This is a genomic window from Luteibacter sp. ME-Dv--P-043b, from assembly GCF_030209605.1.
GTDB lineage: Bacteria > Pseudomonadota > Gammaproteobacteria > Xanthomonadales > Rhodanobacteraceae > Luteibacter.
The window spans coordinates 18,916-38,835 of the sequence record NZ_JARVRT010000020.1 but is presented as its reverse complement, the minus strand read 5'-3'; the positions used below and the strand labels follow the sequence as shown (position 1 = coordinate 38,835).

10 protein-coding genes are annotated in these 19,920 nt (G+C 66.9%); 9 read left to right on the top strand and 1 reads right to left on the bottom strand.

Translation table 11 applies throughout. The features are described from left to right. Positions 1-6: 6 nt before the first annotated feature. Complete coding sequence (gene yccS / locus QRN34_RS13015; RefSeq protein WP_285405028.1) at positions 7-2,121, top strand: YccS family putative transporter; 2,115 nt, start codon at positions 7-9, stop codon at positions 2,119-2,121. 80 nt (positions 2,122-2,201) lie between these two features. Then, positions 2,202-3,359: an isovaleryl-CoA dehydrogenase gene (locus QRN34_RS13010; protein WP_285405027.1), complete on the top strand. Its 1,158-nt coding sequence runs from the start codon at positions 2,202-2,204 to the stop codon at positions 3,357-3,359. A 1-nt stretch (position 3,360) separates the two neighbouring features. On the opposite strand, the gene QRN34_RS13005 is transcribed toward QRN34_RS13010, so the two are convergent. Beyond that, positions 3,361-6,204, bottom strand: a complete 2,844-nt coding sequence (locus tag QRN34_RS13005; protein WP_285405026.1) for an autotransporter serine protease — start codon at positions 6,202-6,204, stop codon at positions 3,361-3,363. A 214-nt stretch (positions 6,205-6,418) separates the two neighbouring features. Here QRN34_RS13005 and QRN34_RS13000 point away from each other — a divergent pair, with 214 nt between their 5' ends. The 7 genes from QRN34_RS13000 (at position 6,419) to QRN34_RS12970 (ending at position 19,906) form a co-directional block, all read left to right on the top strand. Next, on the top strand, positions 6,419-7,594 hold the full coding sequence (locus QRN34_RS13000; protein ID WP_285405025.1) for an acetyl-CoA C-acyltransferase: 1,176 nt from the start codon (positions 6,419-6,421) through the stop codon (positions 7,592-7,594). A 162-nt stretch (positions 7,595-7,756) separates the two neighbouring features. Continuing rightward, positions 7,757-8,143, top strand: a complete 387-nt coding sequence (locus QRN34_RS12995; protein WP_036143086.1) for a hypothetical protein — start codon at positions 7,757-7,759, stop codon at positions 8,141-8,143. A gap of 127 nt (positions 8,144-8,270) precedes the next feature. Beyond that, positions 8,271-9,878, top strand: coding sequence for a carboxyl transferase domain-containing protein (locus QRN34_RS12990; RefSeq protein WP_285405024.1), 1,608 nt, complete (start codon positions 8,271-8,273; stop codon positions 9,876-9,878). Between the two features lie 96 nt (positions 9,879-9,974). After that, positions 9,975-11,321: an exodeoxyribonuclease VII large subunit gene (xseA, locus tag QRN34_RS12985; RefSeq protein WP_285405023.1), complete on the top strand. Its 1,347-nt coding sequence runs from the start codon at positions 9,975-9,977 to the stop codon at positions 11,319-11,321. Between the two features lie 75 nt (positions 11,322-11,396). Then, a complete protein-coding gene (locus QRN34_RS12980; protein WP_285405022.1) occupies positions 11,397-12,827 on the top strand; it encodes an aldehyde dehydrogenase family protein in 1,431 nt (476 codons plus the stop codon). Between the two features lie 13 nt (positions 12,828-12,840). Then, positions 12,841-14,271: a phospholipase gene (locus QRN34_RS12975; protein WP_285405021.1), complete on the top strand. Its 1,431-nt coding sequence runs from the start codon at positions 12,841-12,843 to the stop codon at positions 14,269-14,271. Positions 14,272-14,485: 214 nt separating this feature from the next. Then, positions 14,486-19,906, top strand: coding sequence for an RHS repeat-associated core domain-containing protein (locus tag QRN34_RS12970; protein WP_285405020.1), 5,421 nt, complete (start codon positions 14,486-14,488; stop codon positions 19,904-19,906). The last annotated feature ends 14 nt before the right edge of the window (positions 19,907-19,920 follow it).

The following is a 19,920-nucleotide window of genomic DNA, read 5'->3' as shown; positions in this document are numbered from 1 at the left end:
CCACGCATGCGCCGCCTACGCGAACTTGCCGAGTCCGACCGCTTCGCCGATGTCGTGCGCGTGCTGTTCGCGCTGACCGGCATCGCCGTGTGGTGCACGATGGCCGGCCCGGCCGACGCCATCGTGCCGGCGCTGCTCGGTGCCATCGCCTGTGCGCTGGCGGAGACCGACGATGCATGGCGGGGACGCCTGCGCGGGCTGATGGTCACCCTGCTGTGCTTCGCGGTGGCCGCCGCCGCGGTGAAGGCTTCCCTCGGTACGCCCGTGATCTTCGCGCTGCTGCTCCCGCTGGGCACGTTCGCGCTGGTGATGCTGGGTGCAGCCAGCGGACGCTACGCCACCATCGCCACGGCGACGCTCATCCTGTCCGTATACACGATGATCGCCAGCGACGGTGCCGGCGCGACGACGGACGGCTGGCGCGGCACGCTGGCGATCCTGGGCGGCGCGGCCTGGTACGGATCGCTGTCGCTGCTGTGGAGCGCACTGGCACCCCAGCGCGCGGTGCGCCATGCGCTGGCGCGGCTGTTCGCCTCGCTGGCCGACCTGATCGAGGCCAAGGCCGCGCTGTTCGAACCGGTGCGCGGCCTGGACCGCGACGCGCTCGACCTCGCCGTCTCCCGGCGCAACTTGCGCACAGTGGATGCGCTGACCGCCGCGCGCGGCGCCCTGCTCGACCGGATCGGCCGGCGGCAGCCGCGTGGCCGCGCCGCCGCGCGCCTGGGCATGTTCTTCGTGGCCCAGGACATCCACGAGCGGATCAGTTCGTCGCACTATCCCTACGATGAACTGGCAGGCGCGCTTTACCACAGCGACCTCATGTTCCGTTTCGGTCGCCTGTTGCGCCTGCAGGCCATGGCGTGCCGCGAGCGTGCCGATGCCATCCGCCGGGTGGCGCCGCTGCGCTCCATCGCCCTGCCCCGCGCCGCGCTGGACGATGTGCGCGAGGCGATGGCCTATCGCCGCCGCCACGACCCGCCCGACCAGGCCGTGGACGATGCCCTGTCCGCGCTGCTCACCAACATGCAACGCCTGCAGGAAGGCATCGAGGACGAAGGCAGCCTGCGTGAGGATGCGGACATCGCCCTGCAGGGCAACGAGCCCGCGTCGCTGCGTGAAGCCCTGGCACGTGTCCGGCTGCGGCTGGACCGCCGCTCGATGCATTTTCGTCACGCCATGCGACTGGCCGTCGGCATGCTGGGCGGCTATGCGCTGATGCTCGCGCTGCATCCGCGACACGGCTACTGGATCCTGCTGACCACCCTGTTCGTCTGCCAGCCCGGCTACGGGGCCACCCGGCGCCGCCTGATCCAGCGCGTGGCCGGCACCACCGCGGGGCTGGTGGCCGGCTGGGCCCTGCTGCGCCTGCTGCCGCCGGGCGACTGGCGGCTGCCGGTACTGGTCGCCAGCGGCGCCGCCTTCTTCGCTTTCCGGCTGCGCCGCTACACCCTGGCCACGGGTGTCATCACCCTGTTCGTCCTGCTCTGCTTCGATCGCGTGGGCGCCGGGTACGACGCGATCGGGCCGCGCCTGCTCGACACGCTGCTGGGTGCCCTGGTGGCGGCCGCAGCCATCCGCTGGGTATTGCCCGACTGGCGCGTGCGACGGCTGGACGACATCGTGGCCGACGCATTGCTCGCCCTGGGACGCTATCTCGAGCGCATCGCCGACCAATATGCGCACGGCAAGGTCGACGACCTGCCCTACCGTATCGCGCGCCGCGACGCGCACGCAGCGCTGGCCGCCGTGGCGGGCAACGTGGCGGAACTGCTGGCCGAGCCCGGCCACCCGCGCGACCGTGGCGAACGATCGCTGCGGCGGCTCAGCGCACTGCAGGCGGGGCTGTCGCACCTTTCCACGCTGGGCGCGCACCGCCAGCGCCTCGCCGACGCCGATGCTGCCGTCTTCCGGCAGCGGGCGCAGCGGATCGCCGGCGGCTTCGACACGCTGGCCGCGCACGTCCGCGCCGGTACGCCGATGCAAGCCCTGCACGGCCTGGACGGCAGCGATGGCGTCCCGCCGGATACCGGCTTGCCCGACGAGACCCTCCGACTGGTCCATCGCCAGTGCCGCCTGCTGGTCCGCGTGCACGACCGCATTGCGGCCATCGAGCCCGCCTGATTGTTGCGTCGCGCCGTGGCTTGACCCCCTGCGCACGCTAGGATGGACGGGTTTTCCCATCCCTTCCCCGGAGTTGCACCATGCGCCCGTTCTCCCTCGGCGACGACCTCGACCTCCTGCGCGAAAGCGTCCGCGCGTTCGCCGACAAGGAAATCGCCCCGCGCGCCGATCGCATCGATCGCGAAAACGTCTTCCCTGAAGACCTCTGGCGCAAGTTCGGCGACATGGGCCTGCTGGGCATCACCATTCCCGAGGCATACGGCGGCTCCGGCATGGGCTTCCTCGCCCACATGGTGGCGATGGAGGAAATCTCGCGCGCATCGGCTTCGGTCGGCCTGTCCTACGGCGCGCATTCCAACCTGTGCGTGCAGAACATCTACCACAACGGCAACGACGAACAGCGCCGCAAATACCTCCCCAAGCTGGCCAGCGGCGAGTGGGTGGGCGCGCTGGCGATGAGCGAACCGGGTGCGGGGTCCGACGTGGTCGGCTCAATGAATTGCCGCGCCGAGCTGGTAGACGGCAAGTGGATCGCCAACGGCACCAAGATGTGGATAACCAACGGCCCGGACGCCGACGTGCTGCTGGTCTACATGCGCACCGCGCCGCGCCCGGCCGGCAGCCGCTGCATGACCGCCTTCATCATCGAGAAGGGCATGCCCGGGTTCACCACCGCGCAGAAGCTGGACAAGCTGGGCATGCGCGGTTCCAACACCTGCGAGCTGGTGTTCGACAACTGCGAGATTCCCGCGGAAAACATCGTGGGCGAAGTGAACGAAGGCGTGCGCGTGCTGATGGGCGGCCTGGACACGGAGCGCTTGGTGCTCTCCGGTGGTCCGATCGGCATCATGCAGGCCGCGCTCGACCTGGTGCTGCCGTACGTGCGCGAGCGCAAGCAGTTCAACGCCCCGATCGGCACCTTCGGCATGATGCAGGCCAAGGTGGCCGACATGTACACCGCGCTGCAATCGTCACGCGGCTTCGCGTACATGGTGGCGCAGCAGCTGGACAACGGGGTGAAGTCGCGCATCGACCCCGCCGCCTGCCTGCTCAACGCCTCCACCAATGCCGTCAAGGTGGCGCTCGAAGCCATCCAGTCCCTGGGCGGCAACGGCTACATCAACGAGTTTCCCGCCGGTCGGCTGCTGCGCGACGCCAAGCTCTACGAGATCGGCGCCGGCACCAACGAGATCCGGCGCATGCTGATCGGCCGCGAACTGTTCCACGGCAAATCCTGACTCACCAGGCCATGCGGAAACTCGCGTTCGCCGAACGCGAGTGATCCCGGTCCGCGAAGCGCTGGTCCACGTTGAAACCGAGCTGCGTGCTCGCGGTCATGTCCCAGCCCAGCGACATACCAGCGGTGCCCGCGCGACGGGACAGGCCGATGCCGTCCACCGGCGCCCACTGCGCAAAGCCGGTGTAGCGCGCGGCGAACACTTCGCCCCGGGTGGCGAAGGCGTTCTGCCAACCGAGCTTCGCGTCCAGGTGCACGGCGCCACGCGTGGTCAGCCACGAACTGCCCGCGCGCAGACCGAACCCGGCCTGCCAGCGTGAGGTGGTGTGTCCGTCCGCGGTGAGGCCGAAGCCGTCGCCACCGCTCTCGGAGAAACCGCCGCGACGGATGCTGGCGTACTGCACGTTGGCGAAGGGCGTGACGGTGAAGGCACCCGCCTGGCTGCGGAAGCCCACTTCGCCATAGGCGGAGTTGTAGCTGCCGTTCTGGTCGCTGCCCGCGAAGGCGGCCTGATCACCGAAACGCAGCAGGCGGCGCATGTCGCCGCGGAAGCTGCCGAAGCCGACCTGGCCGACGCCGTACCACTGGGCGCCACGCGAACCGGCGTAGAACATGCCCGCCGTGGAGCGGCTGCGCTGGCTGTCGAAGCTGCCATTGAGCTGCCCGCGACTGGACATCTGCGCCACGGCGACACCGGCAAAACCGTTGATACCCAGACGGACATCGTGGCCCGCCAGGCCACCGTTGAGGTTGAAGCCGACGTTGCCGTAACCGCCGCGGCTCATGCCGCCCTGGTAGCCGAGCGACTGCGTCCACGCGCCCGTGCCCTGCTGGTCGAGGTGGGCGATCAGCGCATCGTTGCCGGCATCGATCCCGGCCAGCGTCACCGCCGTGCCCGCCGCGTACAGCTGACCGGACAGGGATTCCAGCGAGGCCTTGGCCACCGCATCGGTACGCGACTGCTGGATCTGCCCCGCCGCCACCAGCGTGCCGGTGGATGGCGTGGTGACCGATGCCGCGGGCGACGCGAGCGCACCCTGGATCTGCTCGAACGCGCCATCCAGTCGCGTGGCCGAGGTCATCGCCGCCGCCGAGCCGGACATGACCGCGCTGGCGCCTGCCACCGCGGTCACCTTCAGGCTGGTGGTGTCGACCCAGATTTCTTTCGGCGCGTACTGCACCGTGGCGGCAAGGAACACTCCCTGGGCCAGCGTGGTTGTGGTGAAGCGACCGCTGACCGAAGTGGCGGTCAGCACCGATTGGTGGCTTGTCACGGTGTAACCGGGTGTCGCACCGGCAATGTAAAGATCGCCGCCGTACAGCTGCGTGGTGCCGTTCACTGTCACCGGTGCACCCAGCAGGACCGACAGCCGTGACGGGCCGTACATTGTCAGGTCTGCGTTGACCTGGGCGGGATGCGCCGCAAGCTGCAAGGTGCCGTTGACATCGACGCGGCTCCGGTTCGCACCGGAACCGCCGCGGCCGATGTCGCCGTGGACGATGGCCCTGGCACCGGTGCCGGCGATGGTCAGCGTGTCGGGCACGTCGTTCATCACTTCCACGGTGCTCGTGCCGCTGACCGTCAACGCGCCGAAGCTGTTCTTTCCGGTCAGCGTGAGCTTGCCGCTGCCCAGGACGTTGAGGTCGCCGCTGCCGGAGATGTCGTTGGAGAAGGTGACGTTGGCCGTGCCGATGTCCGCGTTGAATCGCCCGAAGTCCAGCCGCGAGGGACCGAGGATCGCCTTGCCCAGGTTGAGCCGCCCGTTGCCGTACACGGCATCCACGCCGGGATCGCCCAGGTCGTCTGCCGTGCCCAGGATCAACTGGCGCACACTGTCGGTGTTGAACTGCGGGAACGTGGACGAGAGCACGGCGGCGGCACCGGCCACCTGCGGGGCGGCCAGCGAGGTACCGGTCCAAACCTGATAGGCCGGCTTCGCCGCCGTGGACGATGCGGCGAGTGTGACGACGGCGCCGGGCGCCGCGACGCAGAAGGCCTTCGCATCGCCGCAGCGGTTGGAATAGGACGCGATCTGGCTGGTGTTGTTGCTGTCCAGCGCGACCACGGCGATCCACCCGCCGGCGAGGTTGGGCACGCGCAATGGCAACGCGGCGATGTCGGACGGGTTGGCCCGGCTGTCGTTGCCCGCGGCGAAGACGTAGAGCGTATCCAGGCTGCCCGCGTGCTTGTACGCATCGGCGAAGCTCGCCGTCACCGCGGTATCGGTGGCATCCCAGTACACCCCGCCCCACGAGTTGTTGGAGATGCGAGCGCCGGCCTGGTAGACCGCATCGTTGACGCTGCCCAGCGGGTCCGCCGAGGTCACCTTGTTGCCGTTGCCCGAGCCGTCGTCCTTGGGTTCGGTGTCGCTGACGATGCGTGCCGAGACGATCGTCGCATCGGGCGCCACGCCACCGGCGAACTGGCCGAACGGACGGCCGGCGGCTATCTCGGCGACGGCCGTGCCGTGGCCGACCACGTCGTCGACATTGAGGTTGTTCGCGCGCGGGTCGACGTAGTTGAGCTTGGCCACGACCCGCCCCGACAAGGCCGGGCTGGCGGCGGTGACGCCGCTGTCGACGATGCCGATGACGGCGCCCGCGCCGGTCAGCTTCGCTGCGTGGGCCACGTCGGCGCCGGTGGCGGCCAGTTGCACGTCGGACGGCGGCTGCGGCTGGGTGGGCGTGGTGGGCTGGGACGGGGTGCTGGGCGGCTGCGGCGTGACCGTTTTTGGAATGTTGTAGCTCGGCACGCTGCCGCCACCACCACCGCAGGCGGTCAGGCCCAGGCTCACGCACACGGCCAGCGCGATCTCGCGCCGACGCGGCAGATTCGTCGTGTTCACGTTGTTCCCCTGATATGACGTCAATGTCTCACGCCCGTCCTCGACGGGCGTATCAGGGCGGATGGTGCCACAACACATTGCGAAAAACCTCACCGACCGTGCAGAAGCTCGACGCATGTCGCAGCGCAGATTGCCCCCCGCGCGCCGCCACTGCGATACTCGACGGGTTTCCGTCCCGTAAGGGGCGGCCATAACGATGTCCCACGGAGTCTCCATGTCTGAGATCGTCATCGCGGGCGCCAAGCGCACCGCCATCGGTTCCTTCCTCGGTCAGTTCACCGGCGTACCCACGCCCACGCTCGGCGCCGTCGCCATCAAGGCGGCACTGGAACAGGCGGGCGTCGCGCCGGACGACGTCAGCGAGGTGATCATGGGCTGCGTGCTGCCCGCCAACCTCGGCCAGGCGCCCGCACGCCAGGCGTCGCTGCAGGCCGGGCTACCCACCTCGGCGGGCTGCACCACGATCAACAAGGTGTGCGGTTCCGGCATGAAGGCCATGATGCTGGCCCACGACCTGATCAAGGCCGGGTCCGCCGCCATCGTGGTGGCCGGCGGCATGGAGTCGATGACCAACGCGCCGCACATGGTCAACGCGCGTACGGGCATCCGCTACGGCGACGGCCAGCTGGTCGACCACATGGCATGGGACGGCCTGACCAACCCGTACGACGGCCAGTCGATGGGTGTGTTCGGCGAGCAGTGCGCCGACAAATACCACTTCACCCGCGAGGAACAGGACGCCTTCGCCATTGCCTCCGTCGAGCGCGCCAAGGCCGCCCAGGCGTCTTCCGCCTTCGCCGGCGAGATCGTTCCGGTGACCGTGCAGGGCCGCAAGGGCGCGCAGGATTTCGTCGAGGACGAGCAGCCGGGACGCTCCGATACGGCAAAGATTCCCACCCTGCGCGCCGCGTTCCGCAAGGAAAACGGCACGATCACGGCGGCCAGTTCGTCCAGCATTTCCGACGGCGCGGCGGCACTGGTGCTGCTTTCGGCCGATGATGCGAAGGCCCGCGGCGTCACCGCGCTGGCCCGCATCGTGGCCCACGCCACCCATTCGCAGGCGCCGGAGTGGTTCACCACGGCCCCGGTCGGCGCCATTTCCAAGGTGCTGGAAAAGGCCGGCTGGTCGGTCGGTGACGTGGACCTGTTCGAGATCAACGAGGCGTTTGCCGTCGTGCCGATGGCCGTCATGCGCGAGCTGGACGTGCCCCACGAGAAGGTCAACGTCAACGGCGGCGCCTGTGCGCTGGGCCATCCGATCGGCGCCAGCGGTGCCCGGATCGTGGTCACCCTTCTCAATGCGTTGACGGCCCGTGGCGCAAAAAGGGGCGTCGCCGCGCTATGCATCGGTGGCGGCGAGGCAACGGCAATCGCCATCGAAGTGGTGTAAAACCGGGGTCGACGCATTATTTCCAGGCATTGAACCGCAATCACGCCAAATACATGGGCTTTAATGCCCACTGAAGCGGCACGATGAGGTTTATAGCTAAGTTACGATAACTAGGCTTTAATACGCCCGCCTCACGGCATTCCACGGCTAAGGAGAAACATAATGAATTTGACGCGTACCCTTCTCGCCTCTGCGCTCGTCGCGCTTCTGGCAGCTTGCAGCAACGGCGCGCAGGATTCCGCGCAGGACGCCCAGAAGTCGGCTTCCGACGCCCAGCAGCAGGCTGACAAGGCACAGCAGGCCGCCGACCAGTCGGCCAATGCCGCCACGACGCAGGCTGCCGACCAGGCTCAGCAGTCCGCCGACCAGGCCAAGGCTGCTGCCAACCAGGCTTCGCAGGCCGCTTCGGCCTCGACGGCTGGTGGCACCCCGGAAGCTGCCAAGGACGCCGCTGCCAACGCTGCTGATCAGGCCGACAAGTCGGCTGACCAGGCGAAGGACGCTGCTTCCAACGCGGATAGCGCCAAGGACGACAGCACCAAGAAGTAAGCCGCAAGGTTTGCTTCGCTGTCGAAACGGCCACCTTCGGGTGGCCGTTTTTTTTGGCGCATTGCAGCGTTTGCCCACCTCGCGCGACCGCTATCATGGTCGTTTCGTCATAGCGCGAACGCCCACCATGCCCATCCTCGATTCGCAGCTCGATACCCGCTCGGCCGAGTTCCAGGCCGCCAGCCAGCGCCTGCGCGCACTGACCGACGACCTGCGTGCCACGTTGGCACGTACCGCCGAGGGAGGCGGAGCCAAGGCCCGCGACAAGCACGTGGCCCGCGGCAAGCTGCTGCCCCGCGAGCGCATCGCTGCCTTGCTCGATCCCGGTTCGCCCTTCCTCGAGATCGCCCCCCTGGCTGCCCATGGCATGTACGACGACGCCGCGCCGGCCGCCGGTGTCATCGCCGGCATCGGCCGGGTGATGGGCCAGGAGGTGGTGGTGCTGGCCAACGATGCGACGGTCAAGGGCGGCACGTATTTCCCGATGACGGTGAAGAAGCACCTGCGCGCGCAGGAAGTGGCGATGGAGAACCGCCTGCCCTGCGTCTATCTGGTGGACTCCGGCGGCGCGTTCCTGCCGCTGCAGGACGAGGTGTTCCCCGATCGCGAACACTTCGGCCGCATCTTCTACAACCAGGCGCGCATGAGTGCCCAGGGCATTCCCCAGATCGCGGTGGTCATGGGTTCGTGCACCGCCGGCGGTGCCTACGTGCCGGCCATGAGCGACGAGACGATCATCGTGCGCGAGCAGGGCACGATCTTCCTCGGTGGCCCGCCGCTGGTGAAGGCCGCCACCGGCGAGGTGGTGGATGCCGAGGCGCTGGGCGGTGCCGACGTGCACACGTCGGTATCGGGCGTGGCCGATCATTTCGCCGAGAACGATGCGCATGCGCTGGCGATCGCCCGTGACATCGTCGGCACGCTCAACCGCGTGAAGCAGCAGCCGCTGGCCGTGCGTGCGCCGCGCGAGCCACGCTTCGCCGCCGAGGAACTGTATGGCGTGATCCCCGAGGACACGCGCCGCCCGTTCGACATCCACGAGGTGATCGCGCGGGTGGTAGACGACTCGGAGTTCCACGAGTTCAAGGCGCGCTACGGCAAGACGCTGGTCACCGGCTTCGCACATATCCATGGCTACCCCGTGGGCATCGTGGCCAACAACGGCATCCTGTTCGGTGAATCCGCGCAGAAGGGTGCGCATTTCATCGAACTGTGCAACCAGCGCAACGTGCCACTGGTGTTCCTGCAGAACATCACCGGCTTCATGGTCGGGCGTAAATACGAGAATGCCGGCATTGCCAAGGACGGCGCGAAGATGGTGACGGCGGTGGCGTGTTCGCACGTGCCCAAGTTCACCGTGGTGATCGGCGGCAGCTTCGGTGCCGGCAACTACGCGATGTGCGGGCGAGCGTATGGCGCGCGCTTCCTGTGGATGTGGCCCAACGCGCGGATCAGCGTCATGGGCGGCGAGCAGGCCGCCTCGGTGCTGGCCACCGTGCGCCGCGACGGCATCGAGGCCGGCGGCGGCCAGTGGAGCGCCGAGGAGGAGGAAGCCTTCAAGGCCCCCGTACGCGACCAGTACGAACGTCAGGGGCATCCTTACTACGCCAGCGCGCGCCTGTGGGACGACGGCATCATCGATCCGGCGGATACGCGTCGTGTGCTCGGGCTGGCCATCTCGGCCTCGCTCAATGCGCCGATCGAGCAGGGCCGCTTCGGCGTATTCCGCATGTAATGCGTTAAGCGTCAGGCGTAAACCGTTAGGCGATAAGGCATTCGGTGCGCGCTAGCGCTTTACGGTTCACGGTTGACGCTTTACGCTTCACGGTCCATGTCCGCCTTCGACGACCGCGCGCCCCCCGAGATATTCACGCCCTCCGGCCTGAACCGGCTGGTGCGCGACCTGCTGGAAGACGCCCTGCCCATGGGCGTGTGGATCGAGGGCGAGCTGTCCAACGTCGCCCGCCCCGCTTCCGGCCATGTCTATTTCACATTGAAGGACGCCAGCGCCCAGGTGCGCTGCGCCATGTTCCGCACCGCTGCCTCGCGCCTGCGCTTCCGTCCCGCGGACGGCATGCATGTGCTGATGCGGGCCAAGGTCGGGCTGTACGAGGCACGCGGCGAGTTCCAGCTGGTCGCCGACCACATGGAGCCCGCGGGTGAAGGTGCCCTGCAGCGCGAGTTCGAGCAACTCAAGGCACGACTGGGCGCCGAAGGCCTGTTCAATGCGGAGCGCAAGCGCGCCCTGCCGGCGTTCCCGCGCCGCATCGGCGTCATCACCTCGCCCTCGGGCGCGGCGGTCCGCGACGTGCTCAGTGTGCTGGGCCGGCGCTTTCCGCTCGCCGAAGTGGACGTGCTGCCCGTGCCCGTGCAGGGCCGCGAGGCCCCGCCCGCGATCGCGGCCATGCTGCGCAAGGCCTCCGCCTGCGGCCGCTACGACGTGCTGCTGGTCACCCGTGGCGGTGGCTCGCTCGAAGACCTCTGGGCGTTCAACGACGAGGACGTGGCCCGTGCCATCCATGCCAGCGCGGTGCCGGTGGTCTCGGCCGTGGGCCACGAGGTGGACTTCACCATCGCCGACTTCGTGGCCGACCTGCGCGCGGCCACCCCCTCGGCCGCGGCGGAACTGCTGGTGCCGGACGGCGTCGACCTGCAACACCGCCTCGATCGCCTGCGCCAGCGCATGACCACCCTGACCACGCGTCGCCTGCAGGCCGCTGCGCAACGGGCGGACCACTGGCAGGCGCGGCTGAACGCGCAGCGCCCGCAGGCCCGACTGGCGCGCGACGGCCAGCGCCTGGAAGCGCTGCACCGACGCCTCGTGATGACGGCCGGTCAAGCCGGCGCCTTGCGCCGCGCACGGCTGGAACGTCTGCAGGCGCGGCTTGCCGCGCAGCACCCACGCCTGCGGCTGGCGCCGTCGCAACGGCGTCTCTCCGACCTGCGCCAGCGACTGGCCGCGTCCATGGCGCGACGCCTGGAACGCCAGCGTGCCCGCCTCACGGAACAGGCGCGCACCCTGCATGCGGTCAGCCCGCTGGCCACGCTGGAACGCGGCTACGCCATCGTGTTCGACGAACGCGACGGTATCGTGCGTCGCGCCGGCGATGTCGCCGTGGGTGAGCGGCTGCGCGTGATGCTGGGCGACGGCGAACTGCACGTACGCCGCGACGACTGAACCCGCCCGGGTCTATACAGCCACTGAACACCGCCGGCGGCATCATGGCGGATCGCTCACGACGAGGCCCGCGCCATGCTCGAGAAGAGCTACCCCTATTACGTGGCCAACAAGGCCCGTAAGACCGGCAAGAAGCTGGATGTTCTGGACAAATACACCGGCAAGGTCGCGACACGCGTCGCCCTGCCCGACGCCGCTGCGCTGGAACAGGCCATCGCGGCGGCGCATGCGGCCACCCGCCCGATGAAACAGTTCAAGCCCTACCAGCGCCAGGCCGTGCTGGAGCATTGCGTGCGCCGCTTCGGCGAGCGCCGCGACGAACTGGCCTATGCCCTGTGCGTGGAAGCGGGCAAGCCGATCAACGACGCGGCCGGCGAAGTCACCCGGCTGATCGAGACGTTCAAGATCGCCGCGGAGGAAGCCGTGCGGATCAACGGCGAGACGATCAACCTGGAGATCTCCGCACGCGCTGCCGGGTACCACGGCTACACGCGGCGCGTGCCGCTGGGCGCCGTGTCGTTCATCACGCCGTTCAATTTTCCGCTGAACCTGGTCGCGCACAAGGTCGCGCCGGCCATCGCTGCCGGCTGCCCATTCGTATTGAAGCCGTCTGAGCGCACCCCGCTGGGCGCCCTGATCATCGGGCAGATCCTGGCCGAGACCGATCTGCCTAAAGGCGCGTTCTCGGTGCTGCCACTGGACGGCAAGCATGCCGACCCACTGGTCACCGACCCGCGGTTCAAGCTGTTGTCCTTCACCGGTGGCCTGATCGGCTGGGACCTGAAAGCCCGCGCCGGCCAGAAGAAGGTGACGTTGGAACTGGGTGGCAACGCCGCATGCATCGTGGACGGCGATCAGGCCATCCATCTGGACGCGGTGGTCGAGCGTCTTGTGTTCGGCGCGTTTTACCAATCGGGGCAAAGTTGCATCAGCGTGCAGCGCATCCTCGTCCACGACGACGTGTACGACGCACTGCGCCGCAAGCTGGTGGCCCGGGTGCGCACGCTCAAGGCCGGCGATCCGAAGAAGAAAACCACCTTCCTCGGGCCGATGATCGACGAGGCCGCCGCGGCGCGCCTGGAAGGCTGGGTGAAGGAAGCCAGGCAAGGCGGCGCACGGGTGCTGTGCGGCGGCGGCCGCAAGGGCGCCATGCTGGAAGCGACGCTGCTGGAGAACGTGCCGCACGACGCGAAGCTGCAACGCATGGAGGCGTTCGGCCCGGTCGCGTCGATCCAGCGTTTCCTCTCGTTCGACGAGGCGCTGGCCACGGTGAACGACTCGGACTTCGGCCTGCAGGCGGGCATCTTCACCAACGACCTGCGCCATGCGATGCGGGCGTGGGACGAACTCGAGCAAGGCGGCGTCATCGTCAACGACGTACCCAGCTTCCGCGTGGACAACATGCCGTACGGCGGCGCCAAGTCCTCCGGGATCGGCAGGGAGGGCGTGCGCTACGCCATCGATGACATGAGCGAGACACGACTGATGGTCATCCGCGACGTCTGACGAGGAAACAGGCATGGCTACCCTGGTTTTCGTGCACGGCTGGAGCGTTACCGATACATCCACTTACGGCAGCCTGCCGAAGGCACTGGCCGACCGCGCGGCGCAAGCGGGCGCGCCATTGCGGATCGTGGACATCCGGCTGTCGGAGTACGTCACCTTCGACGACCGCGTCACCATGGAGGATATCGTGCGCGCATTCGATCACGCCCTGCGCGGGTTGCAGCTGGCCGATGGCACGTTCGACTGCATCACCCACTCCACCGGCGGCACGGTGGCCGTCGCCTGGTTGAACGCGCAGCGCGATCGCCCCGCCCTCTACGCGCCGATCCGGCTGCGCCATCTGGTGATGCTCGCCTCCGCGCACTTCGGCTCCGCCCTGGCTGCCCTGGGCAAGGGCGTGGTCGGTCGATTGAAGGCCTGGTTCAATGGTGTCGAGCCGGGACAGCGCATCCTCGACTGGCTGGAGCACGGTAGCCCCGAGTCGCTGGCGCAGGCGTTGAATGTCATCCATGGTCCGGACTACGCCACGCACGGCACCTATCTGTTCGACCTGATCGGCGATCGCCCCGATCGCAAGCTCTACGACTACGTCAACTCGTACACCGGCGAGGACGGCTCCGACGGCGTGATCCGCCTGGCGGCGGCCAACCTCAACGCACGGCATGTGGTGCTGACGCAGGATCGTGCCAGCGCCGCGTTATCGATGACGACCACGAAAGCGCCGCGTACGGCGTTCAAGCTGCTGGCCGGCCTGTCCCACTCCGGCAGCGACCACGGCATCATGGCCGCCGAGCCGCCGTCACCGCTCACCGTCGAGACGATCATGCGCTGCTTCGCCGTGGAATCCCCGGCCGCCTATACGGCGCTGTGCGATGCGTTCGCCGCGGAAAACGCGCGGCGCGACCGTGACAAGGTCGAGGTGGAAACCAAGCTGCTTACCACGCGCACGCACATCCACGATCCGCACAGCCTGCTGATCTTCCGGCTGCTGGACGATCGCGGCGAGCCGCTGCCGCAGGCGCACTTCCTGCTGACAGCGGGACCCACCGCGTCGCCCAACGACCTGCCACCGGGCTTCTCCACCGACCGGCAGGCCAACGCGCGCAGCCCGGCCACGGTCACCCTGTTCCTGAACCACGCGCTGCTGGCCGGCGATGGGCCCGTCGTGGATCCGCGCGATGCAGGCAAGGTTCTGCGTGAGGCGCAGCCCTCGCATGCGCCTTACGGCGTACGGATCGACCCGGTGGACCCCACGGGGCTGATCGGCCATGTGGTCGCCTCCACCCTGCCGCGTGACGACCTGCTCGCGGTGCTGGGCGCGCATGAGACCACGATCCTAGACGTGGTGTTGTCCCGCCGCGTGGCCGAGGGTGTGTTTCGTTTCACCACCGACCTGACACCGGCAAATTTCCGCACGCCGGTCGCGGGCGCGGATCTTCCCTGAGAGACGCGAAAGAGCGAAGGGGCGCCCTGTGGCGAAGACGCTGCTCCTACGACTTCCGGCCTACTGGACGTGAGATGAGCTTCGTACTATCACGGAATGGTGAGCAACGCAGGCCATGGCGGCCAAGAAGCACGCCATGACATGGAAAGTCAGCTGATCGCCGACAAGCGCGGCGCAGTCGCACTACGCATGGACAGCACAAAGGATCCCACCCGTGACGGACCAACCCCAGCGTGCCCACGCGCCCCTCGCGAAGGACGATTTTTACTCCAACGCGTTCGGCTTCTACAGTCATGTCAGCGGCGCCGTCGACCCGCGCACAGGTATGTATTCGGCGACGATCGACCTGCCCACCGGTAAAGGCAACCGGCTGCGCGGCCCTCACCTTGAATTCCGCCTGAGCTACAGCGCGTTGAACCCCAACGACGACGGTTTCGGCGTGGGCTGGCGCCTCGGCCTGACCGAGCTGAATCGCATTACCAACATGCTCACCCTGGGCGACGGCGACAGCCACCGCATCGAGTGGTTTTTCACCGACACCCCCGCGACCTTCCCCGATCGGAAGCTGGAGAGCTTCCGGCTCGTCCCGGGCGCCGGCAACCTCACCGCGGTGCTCACCCACGCGACCGGCGTGATCGAGTACCTGGAACCGACGCCAGCGAACTCTTATGTCATGCGCCCCGTGCGCATCGTCAACCCAGGGGGGAACGCCATCCACCTTACCTGGGAACTTGGGCCCCACGGTGGCGCGGTGCTGACCCGCGTCACCGACGATGAGGGCGTCGAGATGCTGCGCCTGGCCTATCCCAACCTTGACGAGATACAGCTGCGCATTTCAACAGGATCCACCGATCCCGTGGACATGAACTTCGAGCGCCTCGGCGATGATCTCGTGCGCATACGCATCCCGGCGATCATGAAGCTCAACGCCGGGACCACGGCAGAGGAAGACGAACCCGTGTGGGCGTTCGGCTACCGCAACACCCTAAACGAGATACCGCCGCGCATTTCAACAGGATCCACCGATCCCGTGGACACGAACTTCGAGCGCCTCGGCGATGATCTCTTGCGCATACGCATCCCGGCGACCATGGAGCTCAACGCCGGGACCACGGCAGAGGAAGACGAACCCGTCGGGGCGTTCGGCCACCGCAACACCCTGGACGCACCGTACCTGCGCATGCTTACCTCGATCGTGTCGCCGGATGGCATCCAGGACGAGGTCGACTACGCCGAGCGTGCCCTCGAGTTGCCGCCAGGCGCGCCGCGGCGCTACATGCCAGCCGTTACGAAGCGCCGCCGCACGCTCGTCGCAGCACCGGTGCGGCCACGCCAGCACGGTCCGCGCGCCGTGCGCTCGCGCTTCGTCCAGACCAGCACCTACACCTATGGCAACCACGGCTACAACAATTTCTATGGTTTCCCGCTCGTTCCCGACTGGCAAAGCCGCAACGACCAGCTGATGCAGCACGGCAACGCCGACGGCTTCGTTTACGGCTCGACCGAGACCCAGCGTGATGAGGACGATAGCGTGCTGTGCACCATCGAGCGCGACTACAACCATTTCCATCTGCTGACCACCGAGACCACCCGGCGCGGGCACGTGGTCCAGACGGTCGCCACGACCTATGGTGAAGTGAGGGGCAGACCGTTTCGCGATCAGCCGACCAGCTTCCAGCTGCCGCACACGATCGCCACGACCCTCTACGACGACCGTAATGACACCATCCGACAGGTCATCGTCGCCCAGACTACCTACGACGACTACGGCAACGTTCTGAGCCGATTCGACGGCGCCTCCGGCGTCACCGAGCGCTCGGCGTACTACCCGCTCGACGGCGAGCAAGGGAAGTGCCCGCCCGATCCATTCCGACTCACGCGCCGGCTCAAGCAACAGACCGTCGAACCGGGTCCGGGCGGCGGCCCCACGCTCAGCACCTATTACCGTTACTGCGACGTGCCACTGCGCCACCGCGAGGGAGAAGCGGACGGGGTCTACGTACAGGCCTGCGGCGAATGGACCACGCTCGACGATGCCGAGGATACCGAGGATACCGAGGATAGACTGACCGAAAGCCAGCAGGGCTTTGTCCTCGATCAAGGCGACCAGCATGGCGCCATCGCCTGGGAGACCCGCAAGCAGGACGGCCTGACCGAGCGCCGGGATTTTTACTATCGCGCCGAGGCTCCCGGTACGCTGACTACCCGCACCGTGAACACTACGCACGACGGCCTGACCACCTCCGAGGAGGAAACGCTGACGCTGGTGGGTGGCCTGACCAGGCAGACCCAGGACGCCTTAGGCAACAATGTCCGGTTTACCTACGACTCGCTCGCTCGTCCTGAAGAACAAACACATTTTCGTAGTCGCGACGAAGAAATCGTCGTCGGCCGCTCCAAATATTTCGTGACCAATAAAGAGCGGTGGATAGGTCGTTCCGGCATTACCGGCTTGCTGCACCGCGCATGGCTGGACGAGCAAGGTCGCTTGATCGAGCAGGAAGAGCCCCTGCCCGATGGCGGTGCGATGACGGTACGGGAGGTGGTCTACAACGCCTTCGGCGAAACGATCGAAGACATCGCTTTCGACCGTCTGGCGCCCGACAGAACGCTCGCCCTGGTCTCCCGCTTCACCTATGACGACTGGGGTCAATGCAACGACATCGCCTTGCCCGACGGCAGCCATATCCGCAGCGAAACCGCACTGATCGAACTTTCAGGGGAGGTACTTACCCGCACCACGACCTGGCGGGAAGCGGCCGGTCAGCGTGTGGGCGGCTGGCAGTCCACCGATACCGATGCGGCTGGCAGGCAGCGATGTGCGGAAACTGGCGTATGGGATGCGGAGGGAAACCGCCTTCCTACGGCGACGGCGGCCTGGCGCTACGACGGGCTCGGCCGCTGCGTCGAGACGATCGATGCGATGAACCTCGTCACGCTGCAGACCTGGGATCACTTCGATCGTCTGGTCCGGACCACACTTCCGGACGCAACAGGCATCGTTCGCCGCTATGCACCGGGCGGCGGCGAGTCGGTTGCGAGCATCGAGGTCACGCCGCCGGGCGAGGAAGCGGGCACGGTCATAGGTACCCGGCAGCATGACGGCCTGGGCCGGATGATCGAAGAAGCGGCCGGCAGCCTTGTCACGCAGCTGTTTTACAAGCCGAGGCAGATCCGTGCGACCACCGAGCGACATCCCGGCGGGGGGATGATCGAGCGAACCTACGATCCATGGCTTGACGAAGCACTTCTCAGCGAGGTGCTGTTGGGAAGCCCGCCGGTCATGCTGAAGCAGGCGACTTACGATCCCAAGCTTGGCACACCGATTTCCTTCAGTTCCGACAGTGCCGCGATGACCATGCGCACGGACTATCTGGGCCGCATAACGGAGCAGCAGGTGACCGTGGGCGGCGCGCCATCCCGCTCCACGAAGGTCGAGGTTTCACCGGGCGGTATCGAGCTAAACAAGACCGGTGCGGACGGTATGCGGCAGGTTTTCGATTGCGACGATCAAGGGAGGCTCATCGGCACAAGGCATTGTGCGCCCGACGGCGAAGTCCTGCTGGATATCGCATTCGTTTACGACGCCCTGTCCCGCTCCGTCTCGCGGACGGCACGCGATGTCAGCGGTTCGGTCGCCGAAGCGGTGTCCTACGACGAACTCGGCCGTCTGGCCAGCACCACTTGGACCTACGAAGCGGGCGGTACAGCCGGACGACGCAAGCTGGTATTCGCATGGCGCGAAGACAACAAGCTGGTCGGCAAGCGTTGGTATGGCGACGACGATCGATGGCTTCGCGACGAGGCCATGGACTACGATAAGCGTGGTCGGCTCATAGATCACCAGATCCTTGCTGACACAACGGACGAGTTTCCCATCGACGATGCCGGACAGGCCTACCGCCAGCAGTGCTTCGTCTATGACTGTCTCGACAATCTGCTGAGCGTGACGACGACACTGTGCGATGGGCAGGTCAACGTCACGACCTACGAGTACGACGACATCGACCGCGACCGACTGACCGGCGTGAGCAGCACCTCGCCTGGGTACCCCGGCTACGGGGTCAAACTTGCGCTGCGCTACGACGGAAACGGCAACGTGGTCGATGACGGAGAAGGACGCGCACTTGCCTGGGATGCTGCCGGTCGCCTGACCTCGATGAGCTTGCCGGATGGTAAGGTCATCGAGTATGGCTACGGCCCCGACGGGCGCATCGCGCGACTGCGTCGCAGTGGTCGCACCCACTACCGTTACTACGACGACGGACGACTGTATGGCGAGTTTTCCGATGACGACCAGCGACGCTACTTCCGCGCCGCCGGAATCGTCGTTGCCGAGAGCCTCCTCTCCCAGGCCATCCGCACCACGTGGCTGCTCGGAAACGACCCGCAGGGCTCCGTGATCGTCGAAGCAGGCGAGCACACGACCTTGCGCACGTATGGGGCGTACGGCGGTCGGGACACGACCGACGACGGCGCACGTACCGGCTTCGCCGGCGAAATCGGCGAGGAGGACACCGGCTGGTACCTTCTGGGTAACAGGTTGTACTCACCAACGTTACGCCGCTTTCTCAGTCCGGACGGCGCCAGTCCGTTCGATGCGGGTGGGCTGAACCGCTATGCCTACTGCGCCGGCGACCCGATCAATCGTGTCGATCCCAGCGGCGGCGCCTGGTGGGACTGGCTCGGCGTCGCCGTGGGCGTGATCGCCTCCGCCGTCGCCATCGTCGCGACGGGCGGCGCCCTGCTGGGCGTCGTTGCAGCCGCTGCGGCAGGCAGCATCACGGCCGCTGTTTCTACGCCAACCATGGCGGCCATGGCAGCGTCTGTCGTACTCGAAATAACCTCCGTCGCCGTGGAGATCGGTTCGGCAGCGGCCGCAGAAGTCGGCGACGAGGGTGCCGCCGGTATCCTCGGCTGGCTGGCGCTGGGAACAGGGTTGGCCACTGGGGCCCTGTCCGCCGCACCCGCCACCGGGGCAAGGGCTTCCCGGTTCATCGGAAACGGGCCCGTCGTGGCACAGAAACGAGCGATCGGTTCCCTACCGCCGTTACCCGGCCTGAGCAAGCAAGGGGCGGGCTACAGCAGGCGGACGTATAAGTACGCCGGAGGGAGACAAGTCAAATCCTATACCGTGTCCAGGCAGGCAGCCGGCAACGAGATCAGACTTCACTACGATAAAAAAAAGAAACAGTTCATCGACGAGCTCAAGCCAGTTTGGTCGAGGATCCCTAACGGAGCCGGAGGTTATGTGTACGCTCCCCACACCAGCATCCGCGGACCCGATGTCAGCGAACTCTTGAAGGAAATTCCGCGAAATGACGGAAAAAACGTCATTATTCTCACGGGTGTGCACGGGAACGAGGCGGGATTCAACTGGTTTTTTGGCAGAAGAGTTCTCTCCGACAGCGCGTTATACCGTGACGACACGTATAGGCTCACGAACTATTCGCTCAGGTCAGGGAGAAACCAGGCAGATATACAAATCACCGATATCGGATGGAAGAGTAGCCAGGAAATAAGGGATCTGTGGAATACCGATGCCCACGTCGTGTACGCGACATGCTTCGGCGCAGCAGATGCAAAACTCATGAAGGCATTCGGTATCGACCGCGTCAAAGTTTTCGACCTGTGAGTGACGCGCGTTTA